General features: G+C 66.6%; 19 protein-coding genes. 12 read left to right on the top strand and 7 right to left on the bottom strand.

Annotation, left to right across the window (positions count from 1 at the left end; genetic code table 11):
* Nucleotides 1–53 precede the first annotated feature (53 nt).
* The 5 genes from mnmE to hemE form a co-directional block, all read right to left on the bottom strand.
* Nucleotides 54–1,328 carry a tRNA uridine-5-carboxymethylaminomethyl(34) synthesis GTPase MnmE gene (gene mnmE, locus ABD727_RS00655; protein WP_344705459.1) on the bottom strand — a complete coding sequence of 425 codons (1,275 nt, stop codon included), beginning with the start codon at nt 1,326–1,328 and terminating at the stop codon, nt 54–56.
* A gap of 37 nt (nt 1,329–1,365) precedes the next feature.
* Nucleotides 1,366–2,091, bottom strand: a complete 726-nt coding sequence (locus ABD727_RS00650; RefSeq protein ID WP_344705458.1) for a TerC family protein — start codon at nt 2,089–2,091, stop codon at nt 1,366–1,368.
* Between the two features lie 138 nt (nt 2,092–2,229).
* Nucleotides 2,230–3,486, bottom strand: a complete 1,257-nt coding sequence (gene rho / locus ABD727_RS00645; protein ID WP_344705457.1) for a transcription termination factor Rho — start codon at nt 3,484–3,486, stop codon at nt 2,230–2,232.
* Nucleotides 3,487–3,650: 164 nt separating this feature from the next.
* Nucleotides 3,651–4,109, bottom strand: a complete 459-nt coding sequence (locus ABD727_RS00640; protein WP_344705456.1) for a CopD family protein — start codon at nt 4,107–4,109, stop codon at nt 3,651–3,653.
* Nucleotides 4,106–5,155 carry a uroporphyrinogen decarboxylase gene (hemE, locus tag ABD727_RS00635; protein WP_344705455.1) on the bottom strand — a complete coding sequence of 350 codons (1,050 nt, stop codon included), beginning with the start codon at nt 5,153–5,155 and terminating at the stop codon, nt 4,106–4,108. Before hemE ends, ABD727_RS00640 begins: the two co-directional genes overlap by 4 nt.
* Before the next feature lie 293 nt (nt 5,156–5,448).
* Between hemE and ABD727_RS00630 the strand changes: the two genes are divergently transcribed.
* From ABD727_RS00630 to ABD727_RS00585, 10 genes are all read left to right on the top strand, one after another.
* The gene (locus ABD727_RS00630; protein WP_344705454.1) at nt 5,449–6,033 is read left to right on the top strand and encodes a Maf family protein; all 585 of its coding nucleotides are present in this window, start codon (nt 5,449–5,451) and stop codon (nt 6,031–6,033) included.
* An 8-nt stretch (nt 6,034–6,041) separates the two neighbouring features.
* The gene (locus ABD727_RS00625) at nt 6,042–6,902 is read left to right on the top strand and encodes a shikimate dehydrogenase family protein (RefSeq protein WP_344705453.1); all 861 of its coding nucleotides are present in this window, start codon (nt 6,042–6,044) and stop codon (nt 6,900–6,902) included.
* Nucleotides 6,899–7,492, top strand: a complete 594-nt coding sequence (gene coaE / locus ABD727_RS00620) for a dephospho-CoA kinase (RefSeq protein WP_344705452.1) — start codon at nt 6,899–6,901, stop codon at nt 7,490–7,492. Before ABD727_RS00625 ends, coaE begins: the two co-directional genes overlap by 4 nt.
* Nucleotides 7,493–7,500: 8 nt before the next feature.
* Nucleotides 7,501–8,208 (top strand): DNA polymerase III subunit epsilon, encoded by a 708-nt coding sequence (gene dnaQ / locus ABD727_RS00615; protein ID WP_344705451.1) that lies wholly within the window; start codon nt 7,501–7,503, stop codon nt 8,206–8,208.
* Between the two features lie 18 nt (nt 8,209–8,226).
* Nucleotides 8,227–8,802 (top strand): ribosome hibernation-promoting factor, HPF/YfiA family, encoded by a 576-nt coding sequence (gene hpf, locus ABD727_RS00610; RefSeq protein ID WP_344705450.1) that lies wholly within the window; start codon nt 8,227–8,229, stop codon nt 8,800–8,802.
* Between the two features lie 61 nt (nt 8,803–8,863).
* A complete protein-coding gene (locus ABD727_RS00605) occupies nt 8,864–9,334 on the top strand; it encodes a PTS sugar transporter subunit IIA (RefSeq protein WP_425566741.1) in 471 nt (156 codons plus the stop codon).
* Nucleotides 9,315–9,779, top strand: a complete 465-nt coding sequence (locus tag ABD727_RS00600; protein WP_344705449.1) for a PaaI family thioesterase — start codon at nt 9,315–9,317, stop codon at nt 9,777–9,779. Before ABD727_RS00605 ends, ABD727_RS00600 begins: the two co-directional genes overlap by 20 nt.
* Nucleotides 9,776–10,102, top strand: a complete 327-nt coding sequence (locus ABD727_RS00595) for a DUF1491 family protein (protein WP_344705448.1) — start codon at nt 9,776–9,778, stop codon at nt 10,100–10,102. Before ABD727_RS00600 ends, ABD727_RS00595 begins: the two co-directional genes overlap by 4 nt.
* A gap of 187 nt (nt 10,103–10,289) precedes the next feature.
* On the top strand, nt 10,290–10,958 hold the full coding sequence (locus ABD727_RS00590; protein ID WP_344705446.1) for a cell wall hydrolase: 669 nt from the start codon (nt 10,290–10,292) through the stop codon (nt 10,956–10,958).
* A 32-nt stretch (nt 10,959–10,990) separates the two neighbouring features.
* A complete protein-coding gene (locus ABD727_RS00585) occupies nt 10,991–11,488 on the top strand; it encodes an MmcB family DNA repair protein (RefSeq protein ID WP_425566740.1) in 498 nt (165 codons plus the stop codon).
* A 1-nt stretch (nt 11,489) separates the two neighbouring features.
* Here the strand turns inward: ABD727_RS00585 and ABD727_RS00580 are convergent, their stop codons facing one another.
* Nucleotides 11,490–12,065, bottom strand: a complete 576-nt coding sequence (locus ABD727_RS00580; protein WP_344705445.1) for an ankyrin repeat domain-containing protein — start codon at nt 12,063–12,065, stop codon at nt 11,490–11,492.
* An 85-nt stretch (nt 12,066–12,150) separates the two neighbouring features.
* On the opposite strand from ABD727_RS00580, the gene ABD727_RS00575 reads away from it, so the two are divergent.
* Entirely contained in the window at nt 12,151–12,600 is a 450-nt protein-coding gene (locus tag ABD727_RS00575) for a YcgN family cysteine cluster protein (RefSeq protein ID WP_344705444.1), read from the top strand.
* Nucleotides 12,590–13,282, top strand: coding sequence for a M48 family metallopeptidase (locus ABD727_RS00570; RefSeq protein ID WP_344705443.1), 693 nt, complete (start codon nt 12,590–12,592; stop codon nt 13,280–13,282). The genes ABD727_RS00575 and ABD727_RS00570 overlap by 11 nt, the downstream gene beginning before the upstream one ends.
* Here the strand turns inward: ABD727_RS00570 and ABD727_RS00565 are convergent.
* Nucleotides 13,232–15,361 carry a transglycosylase domain-containing protein gene (locus tag ABD727_RS00565; protein WP_425566739.1) on the bottom strand — a complete coding sequence of 710 codons (2,130 nt, stop codon included), beginning with the start codon at nt 15,359–15,361 and terminating at the stop codon, nt 13,232–13,234. The two genes, ABD727_RS00570 and ABD727_RS00565, sit on opposite strands and share 51 nt — an antisense overlap.
* Nucleotides 15,362–15,579 lie beyond the last annotated feature (218 nt).

The following is a 15,579-nucleotide window of genomic DNA, read 5'->3' as shown; positions in this document are numbered from 1 at the left end:
GCGCGGCGCTTAGCGTCTCGCAGGCTACAAGGCGACACGTTCCACGTGGAACGTTACTTTCCGAGGCAAAAGCGCCCGAATAGGGCATCAAGCACATCCTCGACACTTTGGCGCCCTGTCAGCCGATCCAAAGAGTGGAGTGCAGACCGGAGTGCTTCGGCGATCAGGATGCTGTCGGCATTTCGGATGTCTTCCAAAGCACATGCGGCATCAAGGAGATGTTCTGACTGCCTCCTATTGAGTGCCGCCTGATTCGGCGGAGGTAGTAGTTCATTCGCTAAGGTGCATATTTGTGCCTTGAGCTCGTCCAATCCATCTCCTGTCTTGGCCGAGACGCGGAGCCCGTTTGACAAGTCAGTACCTTCCCGCAGATCGGACTTGGAGCTCACAAGGATAGTCCGAGGGTGCGCTGGTGCGTCCTGAACCGCACCGAGCCACAGGAGGATGTCGGCCCCCATGCTCGCCGCTTCGGCTCGCGCGATACCGATTCGCTCGACCTCGTCTGTGCCTTCGCGGAGGCCGGCGGTGTCGATCAACAACGTTGGAATTCCGGAGAGATCCCAGCGCGCTTCGATGAGGTCGCGGGTGGTGCCAGGAATGGCGGTGACGATCGCCTTTTCCGCGCCTATCAAAGCATTGAAGAGACTTGATTTTCCACTGTTCGGTGGACCTGCGAGGACGATCCTCAGCCCTTCGCTGAGCAGCTCCGAGCGTGGCGCGTCGATCCGCCGCCGCCATTCGCCCCTTAGCTCCTCGGCCTGCTGGACGAGGTCGGTGAGGTCGAGCGCGGTCTCCTCCTCGTCGACATAGTCGATCGCGGCCTCGGCTTGCGCAGCGAGGAGCAGCAGCCGTTCGCGCCAGCCTTCGATCTCGCGGCTGAGAGCACCACCGGCGCTCTCGAGCGCGGCACGGCGTTGCCACTCGGTTTCCGCCGCAAGCAGTTCGCCGAGCCCCTCGGCTTGCGTCAGGTCGAGCTTGCCGTTGAGGAGTGCCCGGCGGGTGAACTCCCCCGGCTCGGCATCGCGCAGTCCGGGTTGCTGCGAGAGGAGCGACAGCAAGCGACTGACGACCGCGCGGCCGCCATGGCAGTGGAACTCGACCAGCGGCTCGCCCGTCACCGTCGCGGGGGCGGCGAAGGCGAGAACGAGGGCACGGTCGACCGCCTGCTCCTCCTCGTCATGGAGAGTCCGAAGCGTCGCCTGGCGCGACTTCGGAACCATGCCCGCGATCCGCTCGCATGCGAGAAAGGCATTGGGTCCGCTCACACGGACGACCGCGATCGCGGCCGGTAGCGCCCCGCTGGACAGCGCGAAGATTGTGTCGGTCACCCCCGCTCGATGCGCGGGTGCCCGGCTTTGCGCAAGCCTAGGCGAAGAGCCTTCCGAGGCCGACCTGCGGATCGATCCAGCCGTCATAGATCATCTTCACGGCGACATAGACGATGACGGCGAGGCCGACGTAGCCGATCCAGCGATAGCGCTCGATGTAGCGGGCGATGATGTTGGCCGCGAGGCCCATCAGCGCGACCGCAAAGATGAGGCCAACGATCAGGATTCCAGGATGCTCACGCGCCGCGCCGGCCACCGCCAGGACGTTGTCGAGGCTCATGCTGACGTCGGCGATGGCGACCGCCCAGGCAGCCGCGGCAAAGCTCTTTGCGGGCCTGAGGCCGCTATGCTCGTCACCTTCGATCTCGGGACTTCCGGCGCTCTCTGCACCTTCGCGAAGCTCGCGCCACATCTTCCATGCCACCCACAGCAGGAGGAGCCCGCCGACGAGGATCAGGCCGACGATCTGGAGCAGCTGCGTGACGATGAGCGCGAACAGGATCCGCAGCACGAGAGCGGCGGCGACGCCGATCAGGATAACCTTCTTGCGCTGCTCGGCCGGGAGGCCCGCGGCCAGCGCGCCGACCACGATCGCGTTGTCGCCCGCAAGGACGAGGTCGATCATCAGCACCTGAAGGAAAGCCGAGAATGCCGCCGGCTCGGTGATGTTGCTGAAATCCTTGACGATCGAGGCCCAGATATCGGCGGGGCCGCCGAAGCCGGCCGCGGCCGAGGCAAGGGTGGTCGTGATCAGCTCAAGCATTCAATCAACCTTCGACATTCCCGCAAGAGCGGGAATCCCGCTGGGTTGGGGTGTAAGTGGGACGCGCTACTCCGGGCGCACGTCCCGGTGCGGAAAGGAAAGCGGAAGACCGGCTGTCGGTTCCGCCCACCCTTGCCGCTACTGGTTCATCGAGGCGAAGAAGTCCTCGTTCGACTTGGCGTCGCGCATCTTGTCGAGAAGGAACTGCATCGCATCGACCGTCCCCATCTGCATGAGGATCCGGCGCAGCACCCACATCTTGGTGAGGGTGTTCTGCGGGACCAGCAGCTCCTCCTTGCGGGTGCCGCTCTTGCCGACGTCGAGCGACGGGAAGATGCGCTTGTCCGACACCTTGCGGTCGAGCACGATCTCGCTGTTGCCGGTGCCCTTGAATTCCTCGAAGATGACCTCGTCCATCTTGGAGCCGGTATCGATCAGCGCGGTGGCGATGATCGACAGCGAACCGCCTTCCTCAATGTTGCGGGCGGCGCCGAAGAAGCGCTTCGGCCGCTGCAGTGCGTTGGCATCGACACCACCGGTCAGCACCTTGCCCGAGCTCGGAACGACGGTGTTGTAGGCGCGGCCGAGGCGCGTGATCGAGTCGAGCAGGATGACGACATCCTTCTTGTGCTCGACGAGGCGCTTGGCCTTCTCGATCACCATCTCGGCGACCTGGACGTGGCGGCTGGCGGGCTCGTCGAAGGTCGAGGAGACGACCTCGCCCTTCACCGAGCGCTGCATGTCGGTGACTTCCTCCGGCCGCTCGTCGATCAGCAGGACGATAAGGAAGACCTCGGGATTGTTGTCGGTGATCGCCCGCGCGATGTTCTGCAGGAGCACGGTCTTGCCGGTCCGCGGCGGCGCCACGATCAGCGCGCGCTGGCCCTTGCCGAGCGGCGCGACGATGTCGATCACCCGCGCCGACTTGTCCTTGATCGTCGGATCGAGGGTATCGAGCTTGAGCTTGCTGTCCGGATAGAGCGGTGTGAGATTGTCGAAGTTGACGCGGTGACGGACCGCATCGGGCTCGTCGAAGTTGATCGAGGTGATGCGGTTCAGCGCAAAATAGCGCTCGCCGTCCTTGGGCGCGCGGATCTCGCCCTCGACCGTATCGCCGGTGCGCAGCTGAAAGCGGCGGACGAGCTGCGGCGTGACGTAGATGTCGTCGGGGCCGGCAAGGTAATTGGCCTCGGGCGAGCGGAGGAAGCCGAAGCCGTCGTTGAGCACTTCGATCGTGCCCGAGCCCATGATCTCCGCGCCCGACTCGGCACGCACCTTGAGGATCGAGAAGAGGAGATCCTGCTTGCGCAGGGTGGAAGCACCTTCGACACCCATTTCCTCGGCTTGCGCGACGAGTTCGGCGGGGGTCTTCTGCTTGAGGTCCTTGAGATGCATGGGTCGCTCTATTTGGAGAGATCTGGACAGTCGGACGACTGAAGAATCGCTGGGGAAGCGATCGCACCGGCATGGGGATACGGGCCGGCGCGGCCGTATGCCGGCGGGCCTATGCCTCGGCGGCGTTCAAGTCAACATGGGGTCCGGAGTGGCCGGCCGCAAGCTCAGAAAGGCTTGACGATCACCAGAACGACAATGATCGCGGTCATGATCCCGGGGACTTCGTTCATGATCCGCAGGGTGCGGTTCTCGAGCGGACGGTCGCCTCGCGCCAGCTTGCGGCCATAAGCGCCGAGCCAGCCCTGGTAGCCGGTCAGAAGCAGCACGAAGAACAGCTTGGCCGAGAACCAGCCCATGCCCCAGGCGCCGAGATGGAAAGCAAGCGCCAAGCCCAGCACCCAGACGATCAGCATGGCCGGCGTCAGGATGATCGAGCGGGTGCGCCTCTCGCGCTCGATCCATGCACGGTCCTCCGCCGAGCCCGGCGCGGTGGCATGGTGGTAGACGTAGAAGCGCGGAAGCAGGAACAGGCCCGCAATCCAGAAGATGACGAAGGTCAGGTGCGCCGCCTTGACCCAGGGGTAGGCGTCGCCGAGCCATCCGAGATTGGCGTCGAGGATCATGCCGCCTTGCCTAGCAGGCCGAACAGCTGTTCGACATGGGCGATCGGCGTGGTCTGCTGAATTCCGTGGCCAAGGTTGAAGACGTGCGGCCGCCCCTCGAAGGCACGAAGGATGCGCTGCACCGCCTCGGCCAGCACATCGCCGCCCGCGATCAGCGCCAAGGGATCGAGATTGCCCTGGACCGGCAATCGTTCGGGCAGGGTCGCATGTGCCCAGGCGGGATCGACCGTTTCGTCGAGGCCGAGCGCGTCGACTCGGGTCTCGCGGGCATAAGCGGCGAGCTTGCCGCCCGCGCCCTTGGGAAAGCCGATGATCGGAAGGTCGGGCCGGGCCGAACGCACCCGGTCGACGATCCGCGCGGTCGGCGCGATCACCCAGCGCTCGAACTCGGCGGGTGCGAGGCTGCCCGACCAGCTGTCGAACAGCTGCACCGCATCGACCCCGGCATCGGCTTGGCCGATCAGGTAGGTGACAGTCGCTTCCTCGATCGCACCGATGATCGCCGCGAAGCGCTGCGGGTCGAGATAGGCAAGCTGGCGAGCCTCGGCCTGCTCACGGCTGCCCTCGCCCGCGACCATGTAGGTGGCGACGGTCCAGGGGCTTCCTGCAAAGCCGAGGAAGGTCGTCTGCGGGGCCAGAGCAGCACGGACCCGGCGGACGGTCTCGTAGATCGCTTCGAGGCGCTCAGGCGCGGGCTGGAAGGCCTCCAGCGCGGCATCCTTGAGCGGAGGAGCAAGCCTTGGCCCCTCGCCAGCGACGAAGCTGAGATTCTGGCCGAGCGCGTGCGGCACGATCAGGATGTCGGAGAAGAGGATCGCGCCGTCGAGCGGGAAGCGGCGAAGCGGCTGGAGCGTGATCTCGGCCGCGGCGTCCGCGTCATAGACGAGATCGAGGAAACCGCCCTTCTCGGCCCGGAGCGCGCGATACTCGGGCAGGTAACGCCCGGCCTGGCGCATCATCCACGCCGGCGGCGGGTCGAGCCGCTCACCGCGGAGGACCCGGAGCAACGGCTTGTCGGTCGGGGAAAGCCCGGTCTGGTCGGCCACCTTCTCTTCTTTCTCTCTTAGATTCTTAAAAGGATGATGGAGTCAGTTGGCCGCGAGAAGCTGGGGAATAAGGCCGTCTCCACAGTTTGCCAACAGCCCCACGGCGGGCCGCAGCAGGAGGAATCCGCCGAGTCGCTCTCGATCATTCCCGTCATTCACAGGGCTGTGGATGATCTGGCGGCCTGTGGAGAGGAAGCTTGGCGAATGGCCAACCGACAGCCCGAAACCCGCGCGGTTGGTCCATCCCCGCCACTGCGCTAGGTCTGGCACCGGCTTTTTCCACAGGAACGAACATGGAACTGGTGCTCGCCTCCACTTCGCCCATCCGCGGCACCATGCTGGCCAACGCCGGCGTCGCCTACGCGGCCGAAGCGCCGGGCATCGACGAGGCCGATCTCAAGGTTGGGTTCAACGGAGACGACGGCGCGCTGGCCACGCTCCTCGCCGAGGCCAAGGCCGCGGCGGTGTCCGCGCGCAGGCCGGGCGCGCTGGTGGTCGGAAGCGACAGCCTCATCAGTGTCGAAGGACGCCGTTTCGACAAGCCGGCGGGGCGCGAAAGCGCCGCCGAGCATCTGCGCTTCTTCTCGGGCAAGGTGATGGAGCTGACCAGCGCCGTCGTACTGGTGCAGGGGGGCGCAACGCTGTGGAATCACGCCGGCCGCGCCCTGCTGCACGTGCGGCCGCTGAGCGAGACCTTCATCGAGCGCTACCTCGAGGAGGACTGGCCCGAGGTGAGCTATTGCGTAGGCGTGTTCCGGCTCGAGGGGCCCGGTGTGCAACTGTTCGAGCGCATCGAGGGCGACCACTTCACTATCCTCGGAATGCCGCTCCTGCCTTTGCTCGGCGCCTTGCGGGAGCACGGAGCGTTGGCGGCGTGACGTCACCGTTGCCTTTTGCCGAAGTGATCGGCGATCCTATCGGCCAGAGCAAGTCGCCGCTTATCCATCGTTTCTGGCTGGAAAAGCTCGGGCTTCGAGGCGACTATCGCGCCACCAGGGTCGGCGCGCGCGACCTCCCTGCCTTGCTGGCCGAGCGGCGGCGCGACCCGGACTGGCGGGGGTGCAACATCACCATGCCGCTCAAGGAGGCAGCGCTGCCGCTGGCCGACCGGGTCAGCGAGGAAGCGCGACTGGTCAAGGCGACCAATTGCCTCGTTCCGGACCGCGACGGCGCGCTTGTCGCCACCAACACCGATGTTGATGGCGTACGCGAGGCTGTGCGCCTTGGCGGATCGCGGCAGATAGCCTGCGCCAACCACGTCGCGACGTTATTTTCCCTGATCGGAACCGGCGGCGCGGCCCGGGCAGCCCTTGCCGAGCTCAAAGGCGCCGAGATCACCGTGTTTGGCCGCGACGAAGCCAAGGCCGCGGCCCTTTCCGACGAGTTCGGCCCGGGTGCCGATTATGGTTTTTCGAATCACATCGATGCGCTCGCGTCCGAGCCCTCCGGCGGAAGAGAACCCCAGCGGTACGACCACATCGTCATCAACGCGACTAGCCTTGGCATGCGGGGCCACCCGCCGCTCGCAATCAGGCTCGATGCCTTTCCCGCCAACACCGTGGTCATCGACATGGTCTATGATCCGCTCGAAACCGCGCTGCTCGCGGAGGCAAGGCGGCTGGGCATGGTGGCGGTGGATGGGCTTGCGATGCTGGTCGGCCAGGCGGCACGCGCCTTCGAGCTGTTCTTTGGGCATCCCGCCCCACGCCAGCATGATGCCGAGTTGAGGAGTTTGCTGACGGCATGAAGACTATCGCGCTGACCGGCTCGATCGGAATGGGCAAATCCACCGTCGCGGCCATGTTCGCGGCGCGAGGCATTCCGGTGTTCGACGCCGACGCGGCGGTGCGGACGCTTCAGGGACCGGGCGGACGGCTGGTCCCGGCGATCGAGCAACGCTTTCCCGGCACGACTCGAAACGGAGCGGTGGACCGGGACGCGCTTGCCCTGGGAGTGCTCGGCAAGCCTGACGAACTCGCCGCGTTGGAAGCGATCGTCCATCCGGCGGTGCATCACGAGCGTACCCGCTTCATCGTCGAGCATGGAGACGCCGCGGCGCTGTTGTTCGATATCCCATTGCTGTTTGAAACCGGCGGCGACCGGGTGTTCGATACCATCATCGTCGTGAGTGCGCCTGCCGAGGTCCAGCGGCAGCGCGTGCTGGCGCGGCCCGGGATGACCCAGGAGAAGCTCGACCACATCCTTGCCCGCCAGACTCCCGACGCGGAGAAGAGGGCCCGGGCGACCCATGTCATCGATACTTCGGTCAGCCTCGCGGAAACCGAGCGACAAGTGGATGCAATCCTGTCTGGACTGGGACTTGGCTCGGGCGCATAGCCTTTCGCATGCGTGAAATCGTGTTCGATACGGAGACCACCGGGATCAACCCGGCGACGGGCGATCGGATGGTCGAGATCGGCTGCGTCGAGCTCATCAACCGCTGCCCGACCGGGCGCGAGTATCACGCCTACTTCAATCCCCAGCGCAGCATGCCGAGCGAGGCGGAAGCGGTGCACGGGCTGTCGACCATCTTCCTCAGCGACAAGCCGCTGTTCGGCGACAAGTGCGACGAGCTCATCGACTTCATCGGCGACGCGCCGCTGATCGCGCATAATGCCGGCTTCGATTTCGGCTTCCTCAATGCCGAGCTCCAGCATTGCGGCCGCGATCCCGTCTGCCTCAGCCGGATGATCTGCACGCTGGTCATGGCCCGGGCCCGGCATCCGGGCGCCAAGCACAGCCTCGATGCGCTCTGCACCCGCTTTGGGGTCGACCGCACCGCGCGGGTCAAGCACGGCGCGCTGCTCGATGCCCAGCTTCTGGCCCAAGTCTATGTGGAGCTGAGCGGAGGCCGGCAGATCGGGCTCTCGCTGGTTGCCGACAGCAGCGGCGAGGCGGCGCGCTCGCCGCAGCCGGGCGCAAGCATCGCGGCTGGCAACCGCCTGTTTCGTGCACCGCGGCCGCATGCTCCGTCGGCTGCCGAGGTCGATGCGCATGCACGCTTCATGGCCGGCATCAAGGAGCCAATCTGGGCCACCATCTCGGCAGCCTGATCAACGAGGAGAGACAGAGTGGAAGTTCGGGTCGCAGGCCATCAGGTCGAAACCGGAGCGGCGCTTCAGAACCATGTCTCCGACCGTCTCGAGGCTCTTACCGAGCGATATTTCGCTCGCGCGACGACGGCCAACGTAACCTTCGGCAAGGGGCCGCACGACAACGGCTTCATCTGCGACATCGTCGCGCCGGTCGTGAATGGCGTCGTGCTCAAGGCGAGCAACCGTGCCCATGATGCGCACCAGGCGTTCGAGGGTGCCGCCGACAAGATCGAACGGCAGCTCAAGCGCTACAAGTCCCGTCTGCGCGAACGGAAGGGCGACGCTGCCGCTCGCGACGGCTTCGATGCCAATGCCGCCTACACGGTGTTTGCTCCTCCGCCTTCGCCCGAGGAGCCCGTGCCCGAGCATCCGCCGGTCATCGCCGAGACCCGCGTCGACATCCCGGAAACGAGCGTCTCGGACGCGGTGATGATGCTCGACCTGCGCAACACCAATGCACTGATGTTCAGGAACAGTGCGTCGGGTGCCTTCAACATGGTCTATCGGCGGGACGATGGAAGCATCGGCTGGGTCGAACCCAGGGATCGCTAGACCCCATCGCTTCGTTGCGGCATTGGCCCCGGCGAAGTCACGCCCGGTGGGCGCCAGAGTGATGCGCATGCAGTTGATCAGCTTTCTCGATTTTGACGCGAGCCGTCCCGCCCTCGCGGCGGCCAACAAGCGCGCCCTGTTCCATGCCTTGGGACAGATCGCCGGCGCGCGCCTGCAGATGGACGCGGCCGAACTGAGCGCTGCGCTTGCCGATCGCGAGCGGCTGGGATCGACCGGCTTTGGCGGCGGCGTTGCCATCCCGCACGGCAAGGTCGCGAGCCTGCGCCGGATCTACGGCCTGGTCGCGCACCTGGCCGAGCCGATCGACTATAAGGCGATCGACGGGGGACCGGTCGACCTCGTCTTCCTGTTGCTGTCGCCGCCCGATGCCGGGGCCGATCATCTCAAGGCGCTCGCCGCGATCAGCCGAGTCGTTCGGCACGGGCCGACGCTTGAGAAATTGCGCGGAGCACGATCGCGCGACGCGCTGACCGCGGTGCTGATGGGTGTCGATGAGCCGCACGCCGCCTGACCGCGGAGCCGATGCGCATTTCCGTGCGCTCGAGAGCCTTTACGCGTCCGCGCCCATCAATCGCCTGTTCGAATCGAGTCTGACCCTGGCCACGGCAGGGGAGGCGCGGATCGACTTCCTCGTCTCGCCGAGCAGCTTCCACGCCGCGGGTGCCGCGCACGGAACGCTCTACTTCAAGATGCTCGACGATGCCGCCTTCTACGCCGCCAACAGCCTGGTGAGTGACCGCTTCCTGCTGACCACCGCCTTCAACCTCCACTTCACCAAGCCGATGCGCGAAGGCCCGGCGGTGGCTGAGGGGCGCTGGGTCTCGGGCAAGCGACGCGTGTTCGTGGCCGAAGCGCGGATCGTCGACTCGAGCGGCGAGGAATGCGCTCGCGGCACCGGGACCTTCCTCCGCTCGCACATCGCGCTTGCTGGGCTCGAGGGCTACCGAGCGCCATGAGCGATGCCCGGCTGGCGGCGCAGCTGGAGGCGTCGGCGCTGCTTGCAAGGGCACAGGCGGCAGGCGGATTCGGGGCGGTCTTGCACCGCGGGGACCCTGAGCGAGGGGCGATCCTCCTCGTCCTGCTCGAACGTGGACAGCCCATGGCGCTGGTCGAGCGCTCTCTCGACGCGAAGGGGATCTACGCTTGGTCCTCGCGCCCCGCAGGTGATTCGGCCAACCTCGATCAACATGTAGCGCGTGCCCGTCGAAACGACCCCGATCTGTGGACATTGGAGCTGGACGTCCCGTCGGCAGAACGATTCATCGCTGAAATGATCTGACGCCCTTGCGCTTGAACTCGGATGCGACGAACCGAGGAACAGTTCTTGAGCGGGGTGCTCCCCGGGTCGTCAAACGCCCGGGGAGACGCGCGAGACGGGGGATCAGCCCAGGCGTGACATCGAGGCCTCTTTGCGGAGGTCAGCGACGCACCTGTCTGCCGGTCCACCGCACGAAGATGGGTACTAAGTGGTTCGTCGTTTCGCCTTGATGGTTGCCGCCACTGCGCTCAGCGCAGGTTCCGTTGCTCCGGCCCAGGTCCGCCCGGGTACCGCCACCGAACAGGCCGTCGCCGCCGTCGCTGCCAACGAAGCCGCCGAACCCCTCGTCACTGCCCCGATCGCCGCCGATCCGCTCGCTCCTGCCACCGTCGCGGGAACCGAGGAAGCGGCTCCCGCACAGACTCCCGTCGATAGTGAAGCCGAGGAAGTCGCCATCCGCGGCGCGAGCCTGTCGGACAGCGTCGCCAAGCTGCGCCGCACCGACGCCGGCAGCCGCGAGCTCGAGTGCCTTGCCGCCGGCGTCTACTTCGAGAGCAAGAGCGAGCCGCTTGCCGGGCAGCTCGCGGTCGGGCAGGTCATTGCCAACCGTGCGAACAGCAAGGGTCGCTTCCCCTCCACTTATTGCGGCGTGCTGACCCAGCGCGGCCAGTTCAGCTTCGTTCGCGGCGGCCGCTGGCCCGCAGTGAACAAGGGCGGCGTCCAGTGGAAGAATGCGGTCGCCATCGCTCGCATCGTCGACGGCGCGCTTCATGCCAGCAACATCGGCAAGGCCATGTTCTTCCATGCCCGCCGGGTCAGCCCGGGCTGGCGCCTGACCCGCGTCGCGTCGGTCGGCAACCACGTCTTCTACCGCTAGGCTTCGTTCCCGTCCTGTTCTAGAAACAGGGCGTGTCCACCTCTCCTGATTCCATCGTTCCGGGCGACTGCTTCGCCGATCTTCCCCCGGTTGCCGCCGAAGTCGCGCGCGGAGTCACGCGGCTGTTCTGCCGTCGCGACCTGTTCGCCATCTGCGAAGTCCCGCTCCCCAATGGGAGGCGGGCGGACCTGATGGGGATCGATCCCAAGGGGCAGCTGGTCATCGTCGAGATCAAGGTCAGCCGCGCCGACCTGTCGGGCGACTGCAAGTGGACCGACTATCTCGATTATTGCGACCGCTTCTACTGGGCGGTGCCGGGCCATCTTGCCGGGCTGCTCGAGGAGAACCGATTCCTTCCCGACACTGCCGGGGTGATCGTCGCCGATCGCTACGACGCGGCGGTATTGCGCGAAGCACCGCATCGCCCGCTCGCGCCCGCTCGCCGCAAGGCAGAACTGCTCCGCTTCGCCCGCCGTGCCGCCCGCCGCCTCAGCGCGCAGATCGACCCGACGCTCGGCTTCGGTCAGTAGCTCAGAGCTTCGGGCCGGACACGATCGACGGGGTCTTGGGCCGCGCCGAGTCCATCATGCGCAGCAGCTCGGCCCCGCGCGAATCGACCTTGGCATAGTCGCGCGCGCTGCGGCCCGTGGCATTGTCGGTTCGGTCAGGATTGGCCCCGCTTTCGAGCAGGCGACGGACCACGGGCAGCTGCCGCTGCTGCACGGCGATGATCAGCGCGGTCTCGCCGAGCCGGTTGGCCTTGTCGACCTGGGCGCCATTGCGGAGAAGCAGGTCGACGCCGTCGAGGAAACCGATCCGCGATGCGATCACCAGCGGGGTGTCGCCTGACCGGTTGCCAAGGTTGGGATCGGCACGCCGACCGAGGATGAAGCGCATGAACTGAAGGTCACGCGCGCCCGCCACGACATGCAGCGCGCTCTCGCCCTTGTCGTCGCGGAAGTTGATGACGTTGGATCCCGGAGCGTCGAGCAGCTGGGTCGCCTTGGTGCCGTCGCGTTCGCGCACGGCCTGAACGAAAGAGTAGCCCGAATTGGCGAACTGCGCCGATGCGGGAAGCGCGATCGCCCCCAGGCAAAGCGCGGTCAACAGCTTGAACCCCTTCGACATTCTCGTGCCCACCCGATCAGAAAGCTTGATTGCCGCGCCGTAGCAGACCAAGTCTGCGCGGCCAATGAACAAGCCGACCACTCCCAACGACCGCTGGTGGAACCAGCCCTTGTCCGCGCTCGATGCCGGGCAGTGGGAGGCGCTGTGCGACGGCTGCGGCCGCTGCTGCCTGCACAAGCTCGAGGATGCGGACACCGGCGAGCTCTACCCGACCAATGTCGCCTGCAAGCTGCTCGACCGTAAGCACGGGCGCTGCACCGACTATGCGAACCGGCGCAAGTGGGTGACCGATTGCGTCCAGTTGTCGAAGGACAAGCTCGAGGAGCTCGAATGGCTTCCGGTGACCTGCGCCTACAAGCTGCGCGCCTTCGGCGAACCGCTTCCCGCCTGGCACTATCTCGAGAGCGGAAGTCGCGAGAGCGTGCATGAGGCGGGCATGTCGACCCGCGGCTGGACGATCAGCGAGGTCGACGCGGGCGAGCTCGAGTTCCACCTGACCGACCGTGATCTCTGAACATCCCGGGCTGCCGCTGCCGATCGCGGTGACGCGGATGCGGCGCGCCCGGCGCATGCGGCTGCGGGTCGACCATGACCGCAAGCTGCTCAAGCTGACGGTGCCGTGGCGGACCTCGCCGCGAAAGGCGATCGACTGGGCGGTCGAGCAGCGGTCATGGATCGACCGCCAGCTCGAGAAGGCTCCGGCGGGCCAACCCTTTGCCGATGGCGCGCAAATCCCTGTCGAGGGCGAGTGGCTGACCATCCGGCATGAGCCCGCGATGCGGCGAGGTGTTGGTCGAAGCGGCGACATGCTGCTCGTCGGCGGACCTTCGGCGAGCGTCTCGGGAGCGGTCGATCGCTGGCTGAAGGCGCTGGCGCGGGAACGGCTGAGCGCACTGACTGCGACGGTGGCCGCAAATGCCGGGGTGACCGTGCGCGCGGTCAGCATCGGCGATCCGGTCAGCCGCTGGGGGAGCTGCTCGTCGAGCGGCAACATCCGCTACTGCTGGCGGCTGATCCTCGCCCCACCGGAGCTTCTCCGCTTCGTGGTCGCGCATGAGGTCGCCCACCGCCTCCACATGGATCATTCGCCCGCGTTCAAGCAGGCGGAAGAGCATCTCTATGGCGGGCCGGTGGCCTGCGCCCGCTCAGAATTGCGTCGGCTCGGGCCGTCGCTGCGCGCCGTCGGCCGGAGCTGAGGGGGCCGGGGCGGGGGCGGGCTGCCGCTCGGGTGGAGGCAGATCGCCTCCGAAGATCCGGTCGAGTTCGCCTTGCTCCGGAACCGTTCCCTGCGGAGCCTGGTCGGTGGGCGGCGACTGCGGTCCGAGCGGATCGGACGACGGCGTGCCGATCGGATTGCCATTCTCGTCGACCAGCGGCTCGATCCCGACCACGCCATTGTCCGAATAGGTATCCTCGCCCGGCTCGAGCTGCCAGTTGGGCATTGGAACCTCGGTCTCGAACTGCTCGAGCGGGCGGCCGGCGACCGCGGCGACCATGAAATCGTGGAAGGCGCGCGCGGGGGCGGTGCCGCCCTGGAGCCCGCCGATGGTGCGCGCGTCGTCGCGTCCCATCCAGACGCCGGTCGTGATCCCGCTCGAGAAGCCGATGAACCAGCCGTCCTTGTTGGAACTGGTGGTCCCGGTCTTGCCCGCCACCGGGCGGCCGATCTGCGCGGCCCGGCCGGTTCCGCTCATCACCGCGGTCTGGAGAAGGTCGGTCATCTCCGCCGCGACCCACGGCGCGACCAGCGTCCGCTGCTCGTCGGCGGCATGACGATAGAGCAGGCGACCGTCGGCGGCGGTCACCCGGGTGATCGCATAGGGCAGGACCGAAACGCCGCGATTGGCGACCGCCGCATAGGCGCGGGTCATGTCGAGCAGCCGCACGTCGCTCGTCCCCAGCACCATGGAGGGATAGGTCGAAATGGACGAGGTGATGCCGAAGCGCTGGGCCATGTCGGCAATGGTGGAAAAGCCGAGCTCAGCCCCGATCTTGGCGCTGATCGTGTTGATCGAGCGGGCAAAGGCCTCACGAAGCGACACCGCGCCGAGGTGCGTGCGGGTCGAATTGCGAGGCTGCCAGCCCTCGATCGTGATCGGCTCGTCGACCAGCGTGGTGGTCGGCTTCATCCCCGATTCGAGCGCGGCGAGGTAGACGAACAGCTTGAAGGCCGAGCCGGGCTGGCGCTGCGCCTGGGTCGCGCGATTGTAGATGCTCGACACATAGTCGCGTCCGCCGATCATCGCCCGGACCGCGCCGTCGCGGTCGAGGGCGACGAGGGCACCCTGCGCACCCTTGGGCGAGTTGGCGTTGATCGCGCGGTCGGCCGCGCCCTGCATACGCGTGTCGAGCGTGGTCCACACCTCGATCGGCTCGTTGCTCTCGTCGATGAGCGTGTCGAGCTGCGGGAGTGCCCAGTCGGTGAAGTAGCGGATGCTGTTCTGCTTGGCGCCCTGCTGGACCACGATCTTGGCCGGATCGACGGAAGCGGCCGCGCTGGCGGAAACGAAGCCGTTGTCGACCATCGACTTCAGGACCACGCCGGCGCGGCCCTGGGCGGCCTCGACGTCGGCAGTGGGCGAATAGTTGCTCGGCGCCTTGACCAGCCCGGCGATGATGGTCGCCTCGCCGAGGCTGAGAGCGGTCGCGGGATGGCCGAAGAAGGTCCGGCTGGCGGCGTCGATGCCGTAGGCGCCACCACCAAAGTAGACGCGATTGAGGTACAGCTCGAGGATCTGGTCCTTGCTGAACTTCCGCTCGAGCGCGAGCGCCAGCACTGCCTCGCGCAGCTTGCGCCCGAATGTCTTGCTGTTGGTCAGGAAGATGTTGCGGGCGAGCTGCTGGGTGATGGTCGAGCCACCCTGGCTGAACCGCCCGGTCTGCACGCGGACCTTGAACGAGCGCGCGACGCCGATCGGGTCGACTCCGGGATGGTGGCGGAAGCGCTTGTCCTCGACCGCGATCATCGCCGCGCGCATCGTCGGAGGAATGTCGCCGTAGCTGATCCATTCGCCGAGATTGGGGCCGAGCTGGACAAGCAGCTTGCCGTCGGCCGAGCGGACCCGGATGTTCTGGCCTAGGTCCGAGCGGTTCGACAGGCTCTGGTAGGATGGCAACTGGGTGTAGGCGACCGCGACCGCGACGCCGAGCGCGACCAGCCCGAAGAGGGCCAGCACCACTCCCCATTTGATGAGGGAGAGGAACCATCCGCCTCGCGCCGGGGCAGGCATGGCCGAGGCTTGGGCGGGGCGGGGTCGAGCGGGCTGCTTGGCCATGAGGGCAACGGGTTAGGGGCTCTCATCGGGAGCGGCAAGTGCGGCGCTCTTCGTGGCCGATTACGCGACCGGAGGATGGACTTTGCGCCGGGTCGTGCAGCCCCGCTTCAACTGGTGCGTTCCCCCTTCAGCCATGCCAAATCCGCAGGAAAAATCACGGGCCTGGACCCGGGCCGAAGACTATTGGCCGCCCCGTCGCCCGCGCCGGACCCATCGTC

Source organism: Sphingomonas swuensis, assembly GCF_039538045.1.
GTDB lineage: Bacteria > Pseudomonadota > Alphaproteobacteria > Sphingomonadales > Sphingomonadaceae > Sphingomicrobium > Sphingomicrobium swuense.
This window is presented reverse-complemented; position numbering and strand designations above follow the sequence as displayed.

Coding starts and splice junctions, on each gene's coding strand:
- ABD727_RS00630 (WP_344705454.1), top strand. CDS start 5,449: ATGGAACTGGTGCTCGCCTCCACTTCGCCCATCCGCGGCACCATGCTG.
- ABD727_RS00575 (WP_344705444.1), top strand. CDS start 12,151: ATGAACAAGCCGACCACTCCCAACGACCGCTGGTGGAACCAGCCCTTG.
- ABD727_RS00640 (WP_344705456.1), bottom strand. CDS start 4,109: ATGATCCTCGACGCCAATCTCGGATGGCTCGGCGACGCCTACCCCTGG.
- dnaQ (WP_344705451.1), top strand. CDS start 7,501: ATGCGTGAAATCGTGTTCGATACGGAGACCACCGGGATCAACCCGGCG.
- ABD727_RS00565 (WP_425566739.1), bottom strand. CDS start 15,361: ATGGCCAAGCAGCCCGCTCGACCCCGCCCCGCCCAAGCCTCGGCCATG.
- ABD727_RS00605 (WP_425566741.1), top strand. CDS start 8,864: ATGCGCATGCAGTTGATCAGCTTTCTCGATTTTGACGCGAGCCGTCCC.
- ABD727_RS00595 (WP_344705448.1), top strand. CDS start 9,776: ATGAGCGATGCCCGGCTGGCGGCGCAGCTGGAGGCGTCGGCGCTGCTT.
- coaE (WP_344705452.1), top strand. CDS start 6,899: ATGAAGACTATCGCGCTGACCGGCTCGATCGGAATGGGCAAATCCACC.
- ABD727_RS00600 (WP_344705449.1), top strand. CDS start 9,315: ATGAGCCGCACGCCGCCTGACCGCGGAGCCGATGCGCATTTCCGTGCG.
- ABD727_RS00650 (WP_344705458.1), bottom strand. CDS start 2,091: ATGCTTGAGCTGATCACGACCACCCTTGCCTCGGCCGCGGCCGGCTTC.
- rho (WP_344705457.1), bottom strand. CDS start 3,486: ATGCATCTCAAGGACCTCAAGCAGAAGACCCCCGCCGAACTCGTCGCG.